Source organism: Vibrio sp. 2033, from assembly GCF_033339735.1.
This window is the reverse complement of sequence record NZ_JAWOVC010000001.1, coordinates 697,503-712,646: the sequence shown is the minus strand read 5'-3', so window position 1 is coordinate 712,646 and position 15,144 is coordinate 697,503. Positions and strand designations below refer to the sequence as shown.

Annotated in this window: 12 protein-coding genes; 6 read left to right on the top strand and 6 right to left on the bottom strand. The window is 43.2% G+C overall.

Translation table 11 applies throughout. From position 1 onward, the window contains the following. Position 1: 1 nt before the first annotated feature. Positions 2–1,246 carry a lipoprotein-releasing ABC transporter permease subunit LolE gene (gene lolE, locus R7P74_RS03170; RefSeq protein ID WP_025766930.1) on the top strand — a complete coding sequence of 415 codons (1,245 nt, stop codon included), beginning with the start codon at positions 2–4 and terminating at the stop codon, positions 1,244–1,246. Between the two features lie 147 nt (positions 1,247–1,393). Here the strand turns inward: lolE and R7P74_RS03165 are convergent, their stop codons facing one another. Next, positions 1,394–1,903 carry a DUF2062 domain-containing protein gene (locus tag R7P74_RS03165; RefSeq protein ID WP_005387834.1) on the bottom strand — a complete coding sequence of 170 codons (510 nt, stop codon included), beginning with the start codon at positions 1,901–1,903 and terminating at the stop codon, positions 1,394–1,396. An 8-nt stretch (positions 1,904–1,911) separates the two neighbouring features. Here R7P74_RS03165 and R7P74_RS03160 point away from each other — a divergent pair, with 8 nt between their 5' ends. Then, on the top strand, positions 1,912–4,197 hold the full coding sequence (locus tag R7P74_RS03160; RefSeq protein ID WP_225474188.1) for a DNA internalization-related competence protein ComEC/Rec2: 2,286 nt from the start codon (positions 1,912–1,914) through the stop codon (positions 4,195–4,197). 3 nt (positions 4,198–4,200) lie between these two features. Here R7P74_RS03160 and R7P74_RS03155 read toward each other — a convergent pair whose 3' ends face one another. Continuing rightward, positions 4,201–5,190, bottom strand: coding sequence for a glycosyltransferase family 8 protein (locus R7P74_RS03155; RefSeq protein ID WP_104978932.1), 990 nt, complete (start codon positions 5,188–5,190; stop codon positions 4,201–4,203). Positions 5,191–5,535: 345 nt separating this feature from the next. Between R7P74_RS03155 and msbA the strand changes: the two genes are divergently transcribed. The 4 genes from msbA to kdsB are packed head-to-tail and all read left to right on the top strand — an operon-like array spanning position 5,536 to position 9,212. Then, entirely contained in the window at positions 5,536–7,284 is a 1,749-nt protein-coding gene (gene msbA / locus R7P74_RS03150; RefSeq protein ID WP_225474187.1) for a lipid A ABC transporter ATP-binding protein/permease MsbA, read from the top strand. 5 nt (positions 7,285–7,289) lie between these two features. Beyond that, positions 7,290–8,297: a tetraacyldisaccharide 4'-kinase gene (gene lpxK / locus R7P74_RS03145; RefSeq protein ID WP_225474186.1), complete on the top strand. Its 1,008-nt coding sequence runs from the start codon at positions 7,290–7,292 to the stop codon at positions 8,295–8,297. Continuing rightward, a complete protein-coding gene (locus tag R7P74_RS03140; protein WP_005378451.1) occupies positions 8,278–8,457 on the top strand; it encodes a Trm112 family protein in 180 nt (59 codons plus the stop codon). Before lpxK ends, R7P74_RS03140 begins: the two co-directional genes overlap by 20 nt. After that, the gene (gene kdsB, locus R7P74_RS03135; protein ID WP_005378450.1) at positions 8,457–9,212 is read left to right on the top strand and encodes a 3-deoxy-manno-octulosonate cytidylyltransferase; all 756 of its coding nucleotides are present in this window, start codon (positions 8,457–8,459) and stop codon (positions 9,210–9,212) included. Before R7P74_RS03140 ends, kdsB begins: the two co-directional genes overlap by 1 nt. A gap of 79 nt (positions 9,213–9,291) precedes the next feature. Here the strand turns inward: kdsB and R7P74_RS03130 are convergent, their stop codons facing one another. From R7P74_RS03130 to R7P74_RS03115, 4 genes are all read right to left on the bottom strand, one after another. Further along, entirely contained in the window at positions 9,292–10,851 is a 1,560-nt protein-coding gene (locus tag R7P74_RS03130; protein WP_005378449.1) for a SpoVR family protein, read from the bottom strand. Between the two features lie 11 nt (positions 10,852–10,862). Then, entirely contained in the window at positions 10,863–12,134 is a 1,272-nt protein-coding gene (locus R7P74_RS03125; RefSeq protein ID WP_005378448.1) for a YeaH/YhbH family protein, read from the bottom strand. Between the two features lie 47 nt (positions 12,135–12,181). Then, a complete protein-coding gene (locus tag R7P74_RS03120; RefSeq protein ID WP_005378447.1) occupies positions 12,182–14,116 on the bottom strand; it encodes a PrkA family serine protein kinase in 1,935 nt (644 codons plus the stop codon). Positions 14,117–14,609: 493 nt separating this feature from the next. Continuing rightward, positions 14,610–15,110 carry a YfbU family protein gene (locus R7P74_RS03115; RefSeq protein WP_005378446.1) on the bottom strand — a complete coding sequence of 167 codons (501 nt, stop codon included), beginning with the start codon at positions 15,108–15,110 and terminating at the stop codon, positions 14,610–14,612. Positions 15,111–15,144: the final 34 nt, after the last annotated feature.

Sequence of the window (15,144 nt, the reverse complement as noted above, 5' to 3'; positions counted from 1 at the left end):
TTTGTTTACCTCTTTAGCTTTGATGATTGGTGGTCGCTTCAGTCGAGCGAAAAAGCGCAACAAGATGGTGTCTTTCATATCGCTTTCTTCGACTATTGGTATTGCGGTTGGCGTTGCTGTGATCATTATCGGTTTGTCTGCAATGAATGGCTTTGAGCGCGAGCTGCAATCGCGTGTGTTGTCTGTGATCCCACACGGAGAGTTAGAAGGTGTTAATGGACCACTTCATGACTACACCAAAACGATGAATCAAGCTCTAAAACATGAACATGTTGTTGCGGCAGCACCGTACGTTCGTTTTACGGGCTTGGCAGAAAAAGGCAGTAAGCTAAAAGCGATAGAAGTTCGTGGTGTAGAGCCTACTTTCGAGCAAGCGGTGTCGAGCTTATCGAATTTTATTGACCAAGAAGCTTGGCAAAACTTTTATGCCGGTCAGCAGCAAGTGATCTTAGGACGAGGTGTAGCAAACGAGCTAAATGTCGCCGTGGGGGATTACGTTACGTTGATGATTCCGCAAACAGGCGGCGCAAATAAAGTGCAGGCTCCTAAGCGAGTGCGCGTGAAGGTGTCAGGGTTCTTAACATTGAATGGCCAAATCGACCACTCTCTAGCGTTAGTACCATTAGCGGATGCTCAGCAATACGCGAGATTAGGGGAAGGGGTCACTGGCATTTCACTAAAAACTGACGATGTTCTCAATGCGCCTTCTATTGTTCGCGAGGTTGGTAGCATGGTTGATGTTTATGTGTATTTGAAAAGCTGGCAGCAAAAGTTTGGTTTTTTGTATCGCGATATTCAGCTCGTGCGCACCATTATGTACTTGGTGATGGTACTGGTGATTGGCGTGGCATGTTTTAATATTGTGTCTACGTTGATGATGGCAGTGAAAGACCGAGCGGCGGAAATCGCAATTTTGCGAACAATGGGAGCAAAAGATAGCCTAATCAAACGGATCTTTGTTTGGCAAGGTGTATTCTCTGGTGTATTTGGTAGTCTCGTCGGCAGTGTTATCGGTGTCTTAGTGGCGTTAAACCTGACTCCGTTAATTAAAGGGTTAGAGAGCTTAATTGGTCATCAGTTTTTATCGGGTGATATTTACTTCGTCGACTTCTTACCATCACAACTACACTGGCCAGATGTGGCATTGGTGTCAGTGACGGCGATAGTGCTTAGTTTACTTGCGACGTGGTATCCTGCTTCGCGTGCCGCAAGGTTGAATCCGGCGGCTGTACTGAGTTCTAAATAGCGGATTGTTTTACAATATGCGAAAACAAAAAGGACCGAATTCGGTCCTTTTTTGTATTTATCCGACTTGAGTAACATCGCGTTTCATTCTAACTGTTAGATGCCCCTCAACTGATAGCTCAAATGCTGATTTTTACGCAGTAAGGTCTTATCTTATTTTGCGTTTTTGCCAGCTCCGTACCACTGAGTAGCGCCAAAGCCCTCGAATTCCGAAGTAGCCAATAATCGCGGATACAACCCCACAAATTGCGCAGCCCAATAGAAATGGAGGTCCAATGGTGCTCATTTGCTGCATGATGAATTCCCACGATAGTTCAAAGTGAAAAGGTTGCGGGGGAAGACGCATCACTAGAGCACCTAGCTTGTACGCAAAGTAAAATAGCACAGGCATAGTGATAGGGTTGCTGATCCATACCAAAGCGACGGAGAGGGGCAGATTGACACCCAACATAATGGCCAAGCCAGCGGCCATGATCATTTGGCTCGGCAGCGGAACAAAAGCCATAAATAACCCGACAGCAAAAGCCCCTGATGCCGAGCGGCGGTTTAAGCACCACAAGTTCGGGTTGTACAACACATTGCCGAAGACCTTCAATGCTTTTTGGCGTTTGATCAATTCATGATCTGGCATGAAGCGTTTTATCAGCTTTCTAGGCATAGGACAGCATGACTCTCTCAGAAAAAAGTTGGACCTTGGCGTTATTTGTAGCGAGCGTAATCTCGTCGGCTTGGTGGCCGACAATACCAGATTGGCGTTGGTTGCTGCTGGGAATAATAACCACTGGCTCAATAATCAAATTACGTCGTGGCTTAATTAGCATAGGCGCAATTGCGGGCTTTACGGTTGTCATCGTCCACGGCAATGTATTGGAGTCTCAGAGACAAGCCCTTTTTCAAGCAGGGGAGAATATTACCATAATTGGTAAAGTTGACAGCCCTTTTACGCAAATAAGTCACGGTTATGAAGGTATTGTCGCTATAGAAGCGGTAAATTCTCAAACTCTGTTACCTTTTCTTAAACCTAAAATCCGTCTTATTACGCCTTTTCCACTCGATGTTAACAGTGAGTTTACGACATCCATCTTGTTAAAGCCGATTACAGGTCTACGCAACGAAGCTGGCTTTGATGCTGAAAAGCACGCGATGGGTAAAAATATTATCGCCCGAGCGGTTGTTAACAAAGATGCTAAGTGGATTGTTCGTTCTAATGTATCTCTGCGTCAATCCATTATTGCCGATGTCGCTGATGATGTGTCTTCCCTTCATCATTTCTCGTTAATAAGTGCGTTAGTTTTTGCTGACCGTTCTTGGTTGTCTAAGGAAGATTGGCAAGCGCTCAGGGACAGTGGTTTACTGCATTTGGTCTCCATTTCTGGTTTACATATTGGTATGGCGTTTACTTTTGGGCTAGTCGTGGGCGGTACCGTTCGTTATCTATTACCCCAATACCAGTTGTTACCTAGCTTATATGGGCTGATCTTCGCTGTTGCCTACGCTTGGTTAGCGGATTTCTCTCTGCCTACTACGCGAGCAGTGTCGGTATGCGTTGTTTACGTTCTCCTGAAGTATACTCTGGTGCACTGGACTTCTTGGCGAGTTCTTTTGCTTGCAGTATCTCTACAACTGCTTGTCCAACCTTTTGCATCCTACAGCATGAGCTTTTGGTTATCATACCTCTCCGTTTGTGCGGTATTGTTCGCAATTAATTTGATTCGACATCAAAGGGGAGGTTGGAAAGCGCGATTAAAAGCGTTATTGCTTACTCAATTGATGTTGAGCGCTTTAATCGTACCTGTTAGTGGCCATTTCTTCTCCGGTTTTAGTTTGTCCTCAATAGCCTACAACTTGGTATTTATTCCTTGGTTCGGATTTATCGTTGTACCTTTGATGTTTCTAGCCCTGTTCTCATCTTTGTTTCTTGAAATGATAGCGAAGCCTCTGTGGCATTTGGTGGACTGGTCATTACAGCCATTGAGCACGTCAATACAGTACGCAATAGGTTCTTGGCAACCTATTAGCATGGAAATGACAATGCTGGTTATGGCGATAGTGGTTTGCTTAATATTTCAACGGTTCATGTCTCAGTACGCGTGGTATTTGTTACTCGGCATCGTTATTAGTATCAAGCTTGCATCGGAGTATGAACCGCATTGGCGTATCGATGTATTAGATGTAGGTCATGGCCTTGCAGTGGTTGTAGAAAAAGACGACAAGGTGTTGCTGTATGACACTGGTAAAGCATGGCAAAGCGGCAGTATCGCAGAGCAGGTCGTCACTCCGGTTTTGCATCAACGAGGTTATGAAAGCATAGATACACTGATTCTAAGCCATTCCGATAATGATCACGCAGGCGGCCGCTTTTTCATTGAAGATGCCTTTTCTCCACAGCGTAAACTTAGTAGTCAATTCTTTATCGAATATGAGCCTTGCACTAGAGGCGACCAATGGAAATGGCAAGGATTAAACATGGAAGTGCTCTGGCCTCCTACACTTGTTCAACGTGCGTATAATCCGCACTCCTGTGTATTACGACTTACTGACCCTATTTCTAACTTTAGTATGCTTTTTACTGGTGATATTGAGGCCATTAGCGAGTGGATTTTGCTTAGAGAACCCGGAAAGTTACAAAGCGATGTGATGCTAGTCCCTCACCACGGGAGTAAAAGTTCATCGAATCCTCGATTTATTGAGGCGGTGAGCCCGAGTGTGGCAGTTGCTTCTTTAGCAAAAAACAATCGATGGGGAATGCCAGCGGAAAATGTCGTTGCTTCATACCGAAAGCTTGGCGTTACTTGGCTTGATACTGGTGAGGGTGGTCAGGTAAGCTTCTTTATTCACCGTGATAATTGGCGCTCAGAAACCAAACGTAGCGATACATTTGAGCCTTGGTATAGGCAAATGCTGCGTAGCGGAACTAATATAAAAAGACCTAATGTCGAATTAGGTCTGTAAGTTTTAGCTTTTTATTTTTAATATATCCAACCTGAATTTTTTATTCTTTTTTAATGGTAGTGTAAAACTAAATAGTTTCTTTTCACCATTTGGTCTGGCTAGTTGCTCTAAGCTAGAAAAGTAGTCTTCGAAAAACTCGGTCTTAAGTATACATTCTAACCACAAGTTAGCTTTTATAGAATCTAATTTGTTCCATGGTTTTACTCTTGATGCGTAATGGAGTTGAATCGGATTATCATATGCATCCAATAATTCTTCTTTAGTATAGTTAACCTCATCCACAAACTCTTTTCTGTCATACATACTATACACATAGTTACAAACCATGTTTCTTAAGGGTAATTTTCCAACTCTAGGGTGACAACAGAAGTTTAGAACGTCTTGTTCTGGCTGTATTAATCTGTGAGAGTTTTTTTCGAGGTAGTCTTTAAACCTTTTCTCTAAATTATCTTTTCTAATGAGATCGGCATTCATAAAAAAGTATCCAGCACCTATTTTCAGTTGGCTAATCTCTTCATTAGAAAAACTCTTTTTATAAACATCATTATAGCTTAGGATCTTATCTACAGAGAATACCCCTGATATATAATTATTATCATCGTTGTTATTATATTCTATAAAATCTTTTGAAATGTCATTTAAGTAAATAACATCGACATCAGATACGATCATTTTTTTATGTTCTTTAATTAAACTTGAAATACTAAGTTTGTAAAACATAGCTTTAGAGTAATGACCTTTTGTCTTTATGTTTTTCCAATCATTTTCAAAGTCGACATTTTCATCGAAATTAATGAAAATAAGCTCTGAGTTTTTGAATTTTTGTATGGTTTTTTTTAATTTTTCTTGATTTAGCAGCGTAATATCTTCATGTAAGACATATATCTGGTATTTGTAGTTTTTATCTGATTTCTCAAGCAAAGAATAGAATGCTACTGCAGCTGGAATAACATAGTTGTTATCAAAGCAATGAACAATGGGAATGACTTGCATATTTTTTATTGTAAATAAGAATGAACATATCAAGAGTATAGAGCGAAATATAAAAGACTAAAAGACTTTCTCTAAGTGGACATAACACATTTATTAATGTTTATCAGTAGATGAACAGGTACGATGGTCAAGTTTGCTTCACGATGAGGCTTGATCCCCCAATTTTCATATTTAAGATTGAATATCAGTTGAGTCAGAGTAGGTTAGCCAATGACACATTGGAGATCTACTGGGTAAAAGTGGCAGTCTTATACGTTAGCAAACTTAGTGTACGTTCTAGGGATAGGCATATGAGCGCTAACAGAGTAGAATGAATGCCTTAATGTAAGAAAACAAAGCACTTCTATGTCAACAAATACTGATGAAACGACTTGGCAGACGTTTAAGCGTCTCTGGCAATTTATACGCCTTTATAAATCTGGCCTAATCGTTGCTGTTTTAGCATTAGTTATTAATGCAATATCAGATACTTATATGATTTCCTTGCTAAAACCGCTACTCGATGAAGGTTTTGGGAACGCTGAGTCTGATTTTTTACGCACGCTTCCATTGATTATTTTTGCTATGATGTTCATTCGTGGCATAAGTGGATTTGTCTCCACCTACTGTTTGAGTTGGGTATCTGGCAACGTAGTTATGCAAGTCCGTCGCATGGTGTTCAATCACTTTATGCATATGCCGGTGTCTTACTTTGATAAGGAAAAGACGGGCAATTTATTGTCGCGTATAACCTACGACTCAGAGCAAGTGTCAGCGGCAACTAGCCAAGCGTTGGTGAGCATTGTCCGTGAAGGCGCAAGTATCATTGGTCTGTTAGTCTTGATGTTTTACAACAGCTGGCAATTGTCGCTAGTGCTGTTTGCTGTTGCTCCCGTTGTAGCATGGGGTATTGGTGTTGTTTCTAAACGTTTTAGAAAAATATCCAAAAATATGCAGACCATGATGGGTAACGTAACTGCATCAGCAGAGCAGATGCTGAAAGGCCATAAAGTTGTGCTGAGCTATGGCGGCCAAGACATCGAACGTAAACGATTTGAAAAAGTCAGCAACCAAATGCGTCAACAAAGCATGAAGTTGGTGACGGCTCAAGCGGCGGCTAACCCTATCATCCAAATGATTGCATCACTTGCAATTGTTGCCGTTCTTTATTTAGCAAGTATTGATTCGATTAAAGAGCAGTTGACTCCAGGGACATTTACTGTTGTCTTCTCTGCAATGTTTGGTCTGATGCGCCCACTTAAAGCGCTGACTAACGTTACTTCTCAGTTCCAACGTGGTATGGCCGCGAGCCAAACGCTCTTCGCGTTAATTGACCTCGAGCCTGAGAAAAACGAAGGTAAGTTGACAGTTGAACGCGCAAATGGCGATGTTTCGGTTAAAAACGTAAGCTTTACTTACACTGGCGCAGAAAAACCAGCATTGGAAAATGTCAGCTTCGATATTCCAAGAGGAAAAACGGTGGCGCTAGTTGGCCGTTCTGGCTCAGGTAAAAGTACCATCGCGAACTTGTTCAACCGCTTCTATGATGTTGGCAGTGGATCTATCACATTAGATGGGCATGATATTCGTGATTACGAGCTAAAGAATTTACGTCAGCAATTTGCACTAGTATCGCAAAATGTTCATTTGTTTAATGACACGATAGCAAACAATATTGCGTACGCAACGGATGGCCAATACGAGCGCAGTGATATCGAGAAAGCGGCAACACTCGCGCATGCGATGGAGTTCATCAGTAAGATGGATGGCGGACTAGATGCGATGATTGGTGAAAATGGTGCTAGCTTGTCTGGTGGTCAACGCCAACGTGTTGCGATTGCGCGAGCTCTATTGCGTGATGCTCCAGTGCTGATTCTTGATGAGGCAACTTCGGCTTTGGATACCGAATCCGAGCGAGCTATTCAAGCTGCACTTGATGAGCTGCAAAAAGACAAAACGGTACTTGTAATAGCGCACCGCTTATCCACAATCGAGAAAGCCGATGAAATTCTTGTGGTTGATGATGGTGCCATCATTGAACGTGGCAACCACGCTGAGCTTATTAAGAAAAATGGTGCGTATGCACAATTGCACCGTATTCAGTTTGGTGAATAAGCGCGGTGATTGAAAAAATCTGGTTTGAAAACCATCCAATAAAATACCTCTTGTGGCCGCTTTTGTGGCCACTGAGTTTATTATTTGGAGCGATAAGCAAGTCAAAGCGAAAGCAATACCAAACTGGCCGCAAGCAAGCTTATAATGCGCCTATACCTGTTGTTGTGGTTGGCAATATCACTGCTGGTGGCAATGGTAAAACACCAGTTGTTGTGTGGCTTGTTGAGCAACTACAGCAAATGGGCTTTAAGCCGGGGGTTGTTTCTCGTGGTTATGGGGCAAAGGCTCCTGCCTATCCGTTAGTGCTAAAAGAAGATACGCCAGCGAAGCATTGTGGCGATGAACCTAAGTTGATTCATCGCCGTACGGGAGCACCTGTTGCGGTAGATCCTGTGCGTTCAAATGCTGTGAAAGCACTGCTAGATTTGGATGTGGATATCATAATTACGGATGATGGATTACAACATTATGCGTTAGGCCGTGATATTGAGTTAGTGATTGTGGATGGGAATCGCCGGTTTGGGAATGAAAGCCTGATTCCATTAGGTCCTTTACGTGAAGGTATTGAGCGACTTAAAGAAGTCGACTTTATCATCACCAATGGCGGTCAAGCGCATACGGGCGAAATCGCAATGGCTTTAGCACCCTCTAAAGCTATTAATCTTAAGACTAAGCAACATGTGGATGTCTCGGAGTTGAGAGATCTGGTCGCATTTGCGGGCATTGGGCATCCTCCGCGTTTTTTTCATACACTAAACTCGATGAACGCAAATGTTAAAGTCACAAAAGGTTTTGCTGACCATCAAGACTTTGATCAACAAGAATTAGAAGCATTGGCTCAACAAGGGACCAATGTGATTATGACCGAGAAAGATGCCGTCAAGTGCAGCCATTATGCGCAAGATAATTGGTGGTATCTGCCTGTATCTGCCCAGTTTGAGTCAAACGATGCAGAGCAAATTTTAAATAGAATAAAAGAGGTTAAAGCGGCTTATGGATCACCGTCTACTTGAGATTGTAGCTTGCCCTGTTTGCAAAGGTAAGCTGACGTACGATAAAGATAATCAAGAGTTGATCTGCAAATTGGATCGCCTTGCTTACCCGATCAAAGAGGGTATTCCAGTTCTGCTAGAGCCTGAAGCTCGCACTATGAGCATGGATGAGGGACGCTAATGTCTTTTACGGTTGTCATCCCTTCGCGCTACGCATCGAGCCGTTTGCCTGGTAAACCGCTAGCGGATATTGGTGGTAAGCCTATGGTTCAGTGGGTTTATGAACAAGCGCTACAAGCGGGTGCGGAAGATGTCATCGTTGCAACTGATGACGAGCGTGTTGCGAAAGCGGTTTCGTCATTTGGTGGTAAAGTTTGTATGACCTCTCCCCACCACGAATCAGGTACGGAGCGTCTTGCCGAAGTTGTTGAAAAGATGGCTATTCCGTCAGACCACATTATTGTTAATGTGCAAGGGGATGAGCCTTTGATTCCGCCGTCCATCATTCGTCAGGTTGCTGATAACTTATCTGGGTGTGAAGCCCCGATGGCGACGTTAGCTGTAGAAATAGACTCGGAAGAGGAAGTGTTCAACCCGAACGCTGTTAAAGTTGTCGCAGATGAGCAAGGCTATGCGTTGTACTTTAGTCGAGCAACCATCCCTTGGGATCGCGATAACTTTGCTAAACAAGACAAAACCATTGCCAACCCATTAATGCGTCATATTGGTATTTATGCTTATCGAGCTGGTTTCATTAATACGTATGTCAATTGGGCACCAAGTGCATTAGAGCAGATTGAGTGTCTTGAGCAACTGCGAGTGCTTTGGTACGGTGAAAAAATTCATGTGGCGGTAGCGAAAGAAGCACCAGCGGCAGGGGTTGATACGCCCGAAGACCTAGAAGCCGTGCGCGCGATTGTTGCAAAGCAAGCGTAACAAATGCTCAGATAGATTTAAGAATAAACAAGGCTCCTGAATTAGGAGCCTTTTTGTTTTACTTGTATCGCGGTATTAGTTAAATGTTAGTGTCGTATTGGTTCCGTTTAGGGCAGGTTGCTAAGACCTCTCGGTGACCGGTGTCTTTCACTTCTTGGAGAATGACATCAAAGCCCCATAATCGATACACGTGCTTTAGAACTTCTTCGTAACTATCATCAAGTGGGATGCGGTTGTGAGGAACGTACTGCAACGTAAGCGATCGATCACCACGGACATCGACATTAAACACCTGAATGTTTGGCTCAAGATTAGATAAGTTATACTGAGCGGCTAGGGTTTCTCTAATGCGTTTATAACCCATCTCATCGTGTATCGCAGCGACTTCAATAAAGTTCTTATGATCATCATCGTTGATCGCAAACAACTTGAAATCACGCATTAATTTCGGAGAAAGGTATTGGCTAATAAAGCTTTCATCTTTGAAATTATGCATCGCGAAATGCACTGCATCTAACCAGTCGGTTCCTGCTAGGTCTGGAAACCACTCTTTGTCCTCATCAGTTGGTTCTTCACAGATACGCTTAATATCTCGGAACATGGCAAAGCCTAACGCGTAGGGGTTAATGCCATTAAAGTAAGGACTGTTATAAGGCGGCTGAGCCACGACACTGGTGTGGCTATGTAAGAACTCTAGAATGAATTTTTCAGACACCAAGCCCTCATCATAAAGATGGTTGAGTATGGTGTAGTGCCAGAACGTTGCCCAGCCCTCATTCATGACTTGCGTTTGTTTTTGCGGATAAAAATACTGACTGATCTTACGGACGATCCGAACAACTTCACGTTGCCACGGCTCTAGCAACGGCGCATGTTTTTCGAAGAAGTAGAGCAAGTTTTCCTGAGGCTCGCTTGGGAATCGCTCTTTAATGTCTTCCTCTTTCGTCTTGGCTGTCGGTACGGTGCGCCAAAGCTCATTAACTTGAGATTGTAGGTATGCTTCGCGTTCTTCTTGTCTTGCTTTTTCCTCTGTAATTGAGATTTTCTCTGGACGCTTGTAGCGGTCTACACCAAAGTTCATTAACGCATGACAAGAGTCGAGCAGCTTTTCCACTTCTTTTACGCCATACCGTTCTTCACACTCGGCTAAATACTTTTTCGCGAACAGCAGATAGTCGATAATAGAGCTGGCGTCAGTCCACGTTTGGAATAGGTAATTACCTTTGAAAAAAGAGTTATGGCCGTAACACGCGTGCGCTATCACGAGTGCTTGCATTGTTACCGTATTTTCTTCCATCAAATAAGCAATACAAGGGTCTGAGTTAATCACAATCTCGTAGGCTAACCCCATTTGACCATGTTTATAGTTCTGCTCTGTTTGAATGAATTTTTTACCAAATGACCAGTGGTTGTAATTGATTGGCATGCCGATACTTGAATAGGCATCCATCATCTGCTCTGAAGTAATCACTTCTATTTGGTTAGGGTAAGTGTCTAGGCGATAATGCTCCGCGACACGCTTAATTTCTTTGTGGTATCGCTCTAACAGCTCAAATGTCCAATCTGGTCCATCTGGCAACACTTTACTGTTACGCTTCTTAGGCGCCTCTCCTGAGAGGTTTCTCGTTGCGGTATTCATCGCTAGCCTCCTTACGCCGTTTCTTTTTGGAATAGTTCACGAAAGACTGGGAAAATATCCTCCACAGAGCGAATGTTTTTCATTGCGAAATTAGGAAACTCTTCAGTGAGTTTTTCGTACTCATGCCATAGAGTTTGGTGCGAGCGCCGCGTGATCTCTATGTAAGAGTAGTACTGACAGTTTGGAAGTAATTTGTTCACTAACAGATCCCGGCATCTTGGCGAATCATCTGCCCAGTTGTCACCGTCGGATGCTTGAGCTGCATATATGTTCCACTGACCAATCGGGTATCGCTCTTTTACTATTTCATCCATTAACTTGAGCGCGCTAGATACAATGGTACCCCCGGTTTCTTGTGAGTAGAAAAATTCGTGCTCGTCCACTTCCTTCGCTTGGGTATGGTGGCGGATAAAGACGACTTCGACATTCTCGTAGGTACGAGTTAAGAACAAGTACAAAAGAACATAGAAGCGTTTTGCGATGTCTTTCGTTGCCTGATCCATCGAACCGGATACGTCCATTAGACAGAACATGACCGCTTGGCTCGATGGTACCGGGCGTTTCTCATAGTTCTTGAAGCGTAAGTCGAAGGTATCGATGAAAGGCACGCTTTCGATTTTCTTGCGCAGTTCTTCAATTTCAGCCTTCAAGCGGTTCTCTTCAAACTGCTGAGCAGGTTCAATATTTTTGATGCGAGCAAGTTCGTCTTCTAACTCTTTAAGAAGTCGTTTCTTACCAGCAGTCATTGCAGTACGGCGCGCAAGAGATTGTTGCAGAGAACGTACTACGGCGATATTGGAAGGGATACCGGCAGTTTGAAAGCCTGCACGGTGTGTTTTCCATTCAGTGATTTTGGCAATTTGGTTTTTTTCTAGATTAGGCAGCTCGAGATCTTCGAACAAAATATCGAGGTACTCATCTTTTGATATTTGGAATACAAATTCGTCTTGGCCTTCTCCATCTGGACTGGCGTTCCCTTCTCCTGAGCCGCTACCCTGACCGCCACCTTTGGGACGCTCAATTTTATCACCAGTAATGAATTGGTCGTTACCGGGATGAACTCGTTCGCGAACACCACCTTTGCCTTGATGAAATATAGGCTCGTTGATGTCTTTGTGAGGGATAGAGACGTCTTCGCCCGTTTCCGTATTCGTAATCGAGCGTCGATTCACTGCGTCTGCTACCGACTCTTTTATTTGCTCTTTGTGGCGCTTCAAGAAGCGCTGTCGATTAACAGCGCTCTTGTTCTTGCCATTGAGCCTTCGGTCTATAAATTGCGCCATGAAATAGCCCTCTTCATGTTTCACAAGCGACCTAACTCAATACTGGGTTAGGATGACTTACGTACTCGTAGGTACCACTCAGAAAGTAGGCGAACCTGTTTCTCGGTATAGCCTTTTTCCATCATGCGAGCGACAAAGTCGTCGTGCTTCTTCTGATCTTCAGAAGAGGTTTTCGCATTAAATGAGATAACCGGAAGTAGCTCTTCGGTATTGGAGAACATTTTCTTCTCGATTACTGTGCGCAGTTTTTCGTAGCTGGTCCAAACCGGGTTTTGACCATTGTTATTCGCTTTCGCACGAAGCACAAAGTTAACGATTTCGTTTCGGAAATCTTTCGGGTTAGAAATACCAGCTGTTTTTTCGATCTTCTCTAGCTCAGCATTCAGTGAAGAGCGATCAAATAGCTGACCAGTTTCTGGATCTCGGTACTCTTGGTCTTGAATCCAGAAGTCTGCATAGGTGACATATCGGTCGAAGATGTTTTGGCCGTATTCAGAGTAAGACTCAAGATAAGCGGTCTGAATCTCTTTACCGATAAATTCAACGTATCGAGGTACTAGGTAGCCTTTCAAGAACTCGAGATATTTCTCTGCTGTTTCAGCAGGGAACTGTTCGCGCTCAACCTGTTGTTCAATCACATAGAATAGATGTACAGGGTTGGCTGCCACTTCGGTTTGGTCGAAGTTAAATACGCGTGACAAAATCTTAAAGGCAAAACGTGTTGAGAGACCGTTCATGCCTTCATCGACACCAGCATAATCACGATACTCTTGATAGCTTTTTGCCTTTGGATCCGTATCTTTCAGCGTTTCACCGTCGTATACGCGCATCTTAGAGAAGATGGACGAGTTTTCAGGCTCTTTAAGTCGAGAAAGAATACTGAATTGTGCCAGAGTCTCGAGCGTGCTTGGTGAACAAGGGGCTTGAGACAACTCACTGTTTTCAAGAAGTTTTTGGTAGATTTTGACTTCTTCTGAAACACGTAGACAGTAAGGTACTTTCACAATATAAACACGGTCCAAGAACGCTTCATTGTTCTTGTTGTTACGGAAGGTCTGCCACTCAGATTCGTTTGAGTGAGCCAGAATCATACCGTCGAATGGAATCGCAGAAAGGCCTTCTGTACCGTTGAAGTTGCCTTCTTGCGTTGCTGTTAACAGCGGGTGAAGCACTTTGATTGGTGCTTTGAACATCTCAACGAATTCCATTAAACCTTGGTTTGCTTTACACAGCGCACCGGAGTAGCTGTAAGCGTCTGGATCGTCTTGCGAATAGTGTTCAAGCTTACGAATATCGACTTTACCAACCAATGATGAGATATCTTGGTTGTTTTCATCGCCTGGTTCAGTTTTGGCAATACCGATTTGGTCAAGGATAGAAGGGCGTACTTTCACTACTTTAAATTTGGTGATATCACCACCAAACTCGTGAAGACGTTTAGCGGCCCAAGGAGACATGATCGAGCGAAGATAACGGTGCTCGATGCCATACTCTTTTTTCAAAATATCGCCATCTTCTGTGGCTTTGAATAGGCAGAATGGATGGTCATTCACTGGGCTGCGTTCGCCGTTAGCAGTAAGAACATAAATAGGCATCTGTTCCATCAGAGCCTTAAGCTTTTCTGCAAGCGAAGACTTACCGCCACCTACAGGGCCGAGTAGGTAAAGAATCTGCTTACGCTCTTCTAGGCCTTGCGCCGCATGTTTTAGGTAAGACACAATTTGTTCTATGGCATCTTCCATGCCATAAAAGTCTTTAAAGGTTTCATAACGAGAGATAACACGATTCGAGAAGATTCGGCTTAGTCTAGGATCTTTTGCCGTATCGATTATCTCTGGTTCACCAATCGCCATCAGTAGGCGTTCTGCTGCATTAGCATAAGCGCTTTTGTCATCTTTACACAGGGCTAAAAACTCCTGTAACGACATCTCTTCATCTTTTGCAGCTTCATATCTTGATTGATAGTGGTCGAAAATACTCATGTCGCTTTCCCCTTTAATAGTCAGTCTACCGACGAACGTTGATTCAGGCTTTCCACCAACAGTTATGCTCGTTGTTGTTTGAATATACGTCCTGTTATCACATTTGGTTCGTACAGAATGTAAGATTGGCGACACCAAAGACTTTGCTTTATGGACGGTTTTTTCGTTACAACGGTGAGCGGTGGATATGAATTTTTCAATCACAGCCTTTCTCTACTTAAGCCTAGTCGGGGATTTGCAATTTTGCTTAACAATTATGAATTTATTGTAAAAGTGACATTTGAATCACTCTTTTATTAAGGACGAATTTATGTCGTGAATAGGTGCAATAGAAATCAAATATTTGGCAAAGACGGAAGAGTCTCAGTGATTCGTTGTTCTACATTGAGCAAGGCAAGTGAAAGAGGTAGGAAGAGAGCAAAGTCTTAGATAAGTTTGTGACAGGGTAAATAACAAGGAGAGCGGGCGCTCTCCTCATTCTTAGACGACCATTTTATGCGCTGAAGATTTGCGCTAGTTCGTTTTCACATAAATGATACTGACGAGGGCAGTTACGCCAAGTTTGCAGCATACGGCGGTATTTATCTAGCATCGGCATTTGGCTGTTAAAGTGATGATCTGCCTTGTCAAACTGAGGGTACAAACCTTCAGAATCGATGAGAAAACGTACGTAATGTACTTGTTGTGCTTCTGAAGCGATATCAAATCCCAAGAACTTCAAGCGGCGCTGATCTACGTTGCTGCGATCTTCATCGTCTAGCATGTTGTAAGATTCTTGCATCGCATGATACATCTCCATAACGTCGATGATCTCACGACATTCTGCTTCTGAGAGGCAGCCGAAATCTTTGTTCAACTCTCGCATTTGTAGTTCATAACCACGTTCAACGATCGTTTGTAAGCGTTTGTATTTGGCCGCATTACTTGGATCAAGTTGAGACATAAGGTTGTATTGGTTTGATAGAATCAAACGTTGAGCGTTTGACATTTCCATGGTGACCTCACTAGATATCTAATACATTTTTAAT

Bases quoted from the DNA above. Each gene is read 5' to 3' on its own strand.
- R7P74_RS03165 (WP_005387834.1), bottom strand. From the start codon at position 1,903: ATGCCTAGAAAGCTGATAAAACGCTTCATGCCAGATCATGAATTGATC.
- R7P74_RS03160 (WP_225474188.1), top strand. From the start codon at position 1,912: ATGACTCTCTCAGAAAAAAGTTGGACCTTGGCGTTATTTGTAGCGAGC.
- R7P74_RS03155 (WP_104978932.1), bottom strand. From the start codon at position 5,190: ATGCAAGTCATTCCCATTGTTCATTGCTTTGATAACAACTATGTTATT.
- msbA (WP_225474187.1), top strand. From the start codon at position 5,536: ATGTCAACAAATACTGATGAAACGACTTGGCAGACGTTTAAGCGTCTC.
- R7P74_RS03140 (WP_005378451.1), top strand. From the start codon at position 8,278: ATGGATCACCGTCTACTTGAGATTGTAGCTTGCCCTGTTTGCAAAGGT.
- kdsB (WP_005378450.1), top strand. From the start codon at position 8,457: ATGTCTTTTACGGTTGTCATCCCTTCGCGCTACGCATCGAGCCGTTTG.
- R7P74_RS03130 (WP_005378449.1), bottom strand. From the start codon at position 10,851: ATGAATACCGCAACGAGAAACCTCTCAGGAGAGGCGCCTAAGAAGCGT.
- R7P74_RS03125 (WP_005378448.1), bottom strand. From the start codon at position 12,134: ATGGCGCAATTTATAGACCGAAGGCTCAATGGCAAGAACAAGAGCGCT.
- R7P74_RS03120 (WP_005378447.1), bottom strand. From the start codon at position 14,116: ATGAGTATTTTCGACCACTATCAATCAAGATATGAAGCTGCAAAAGAT.
- R7P74_RS03115 (WP_005378446.1), bottom strand. From the start codon at position 15,110: ATGGAAATGTCAAACGCTCAACGTTTGATTCTATCAAACCAATACAAC.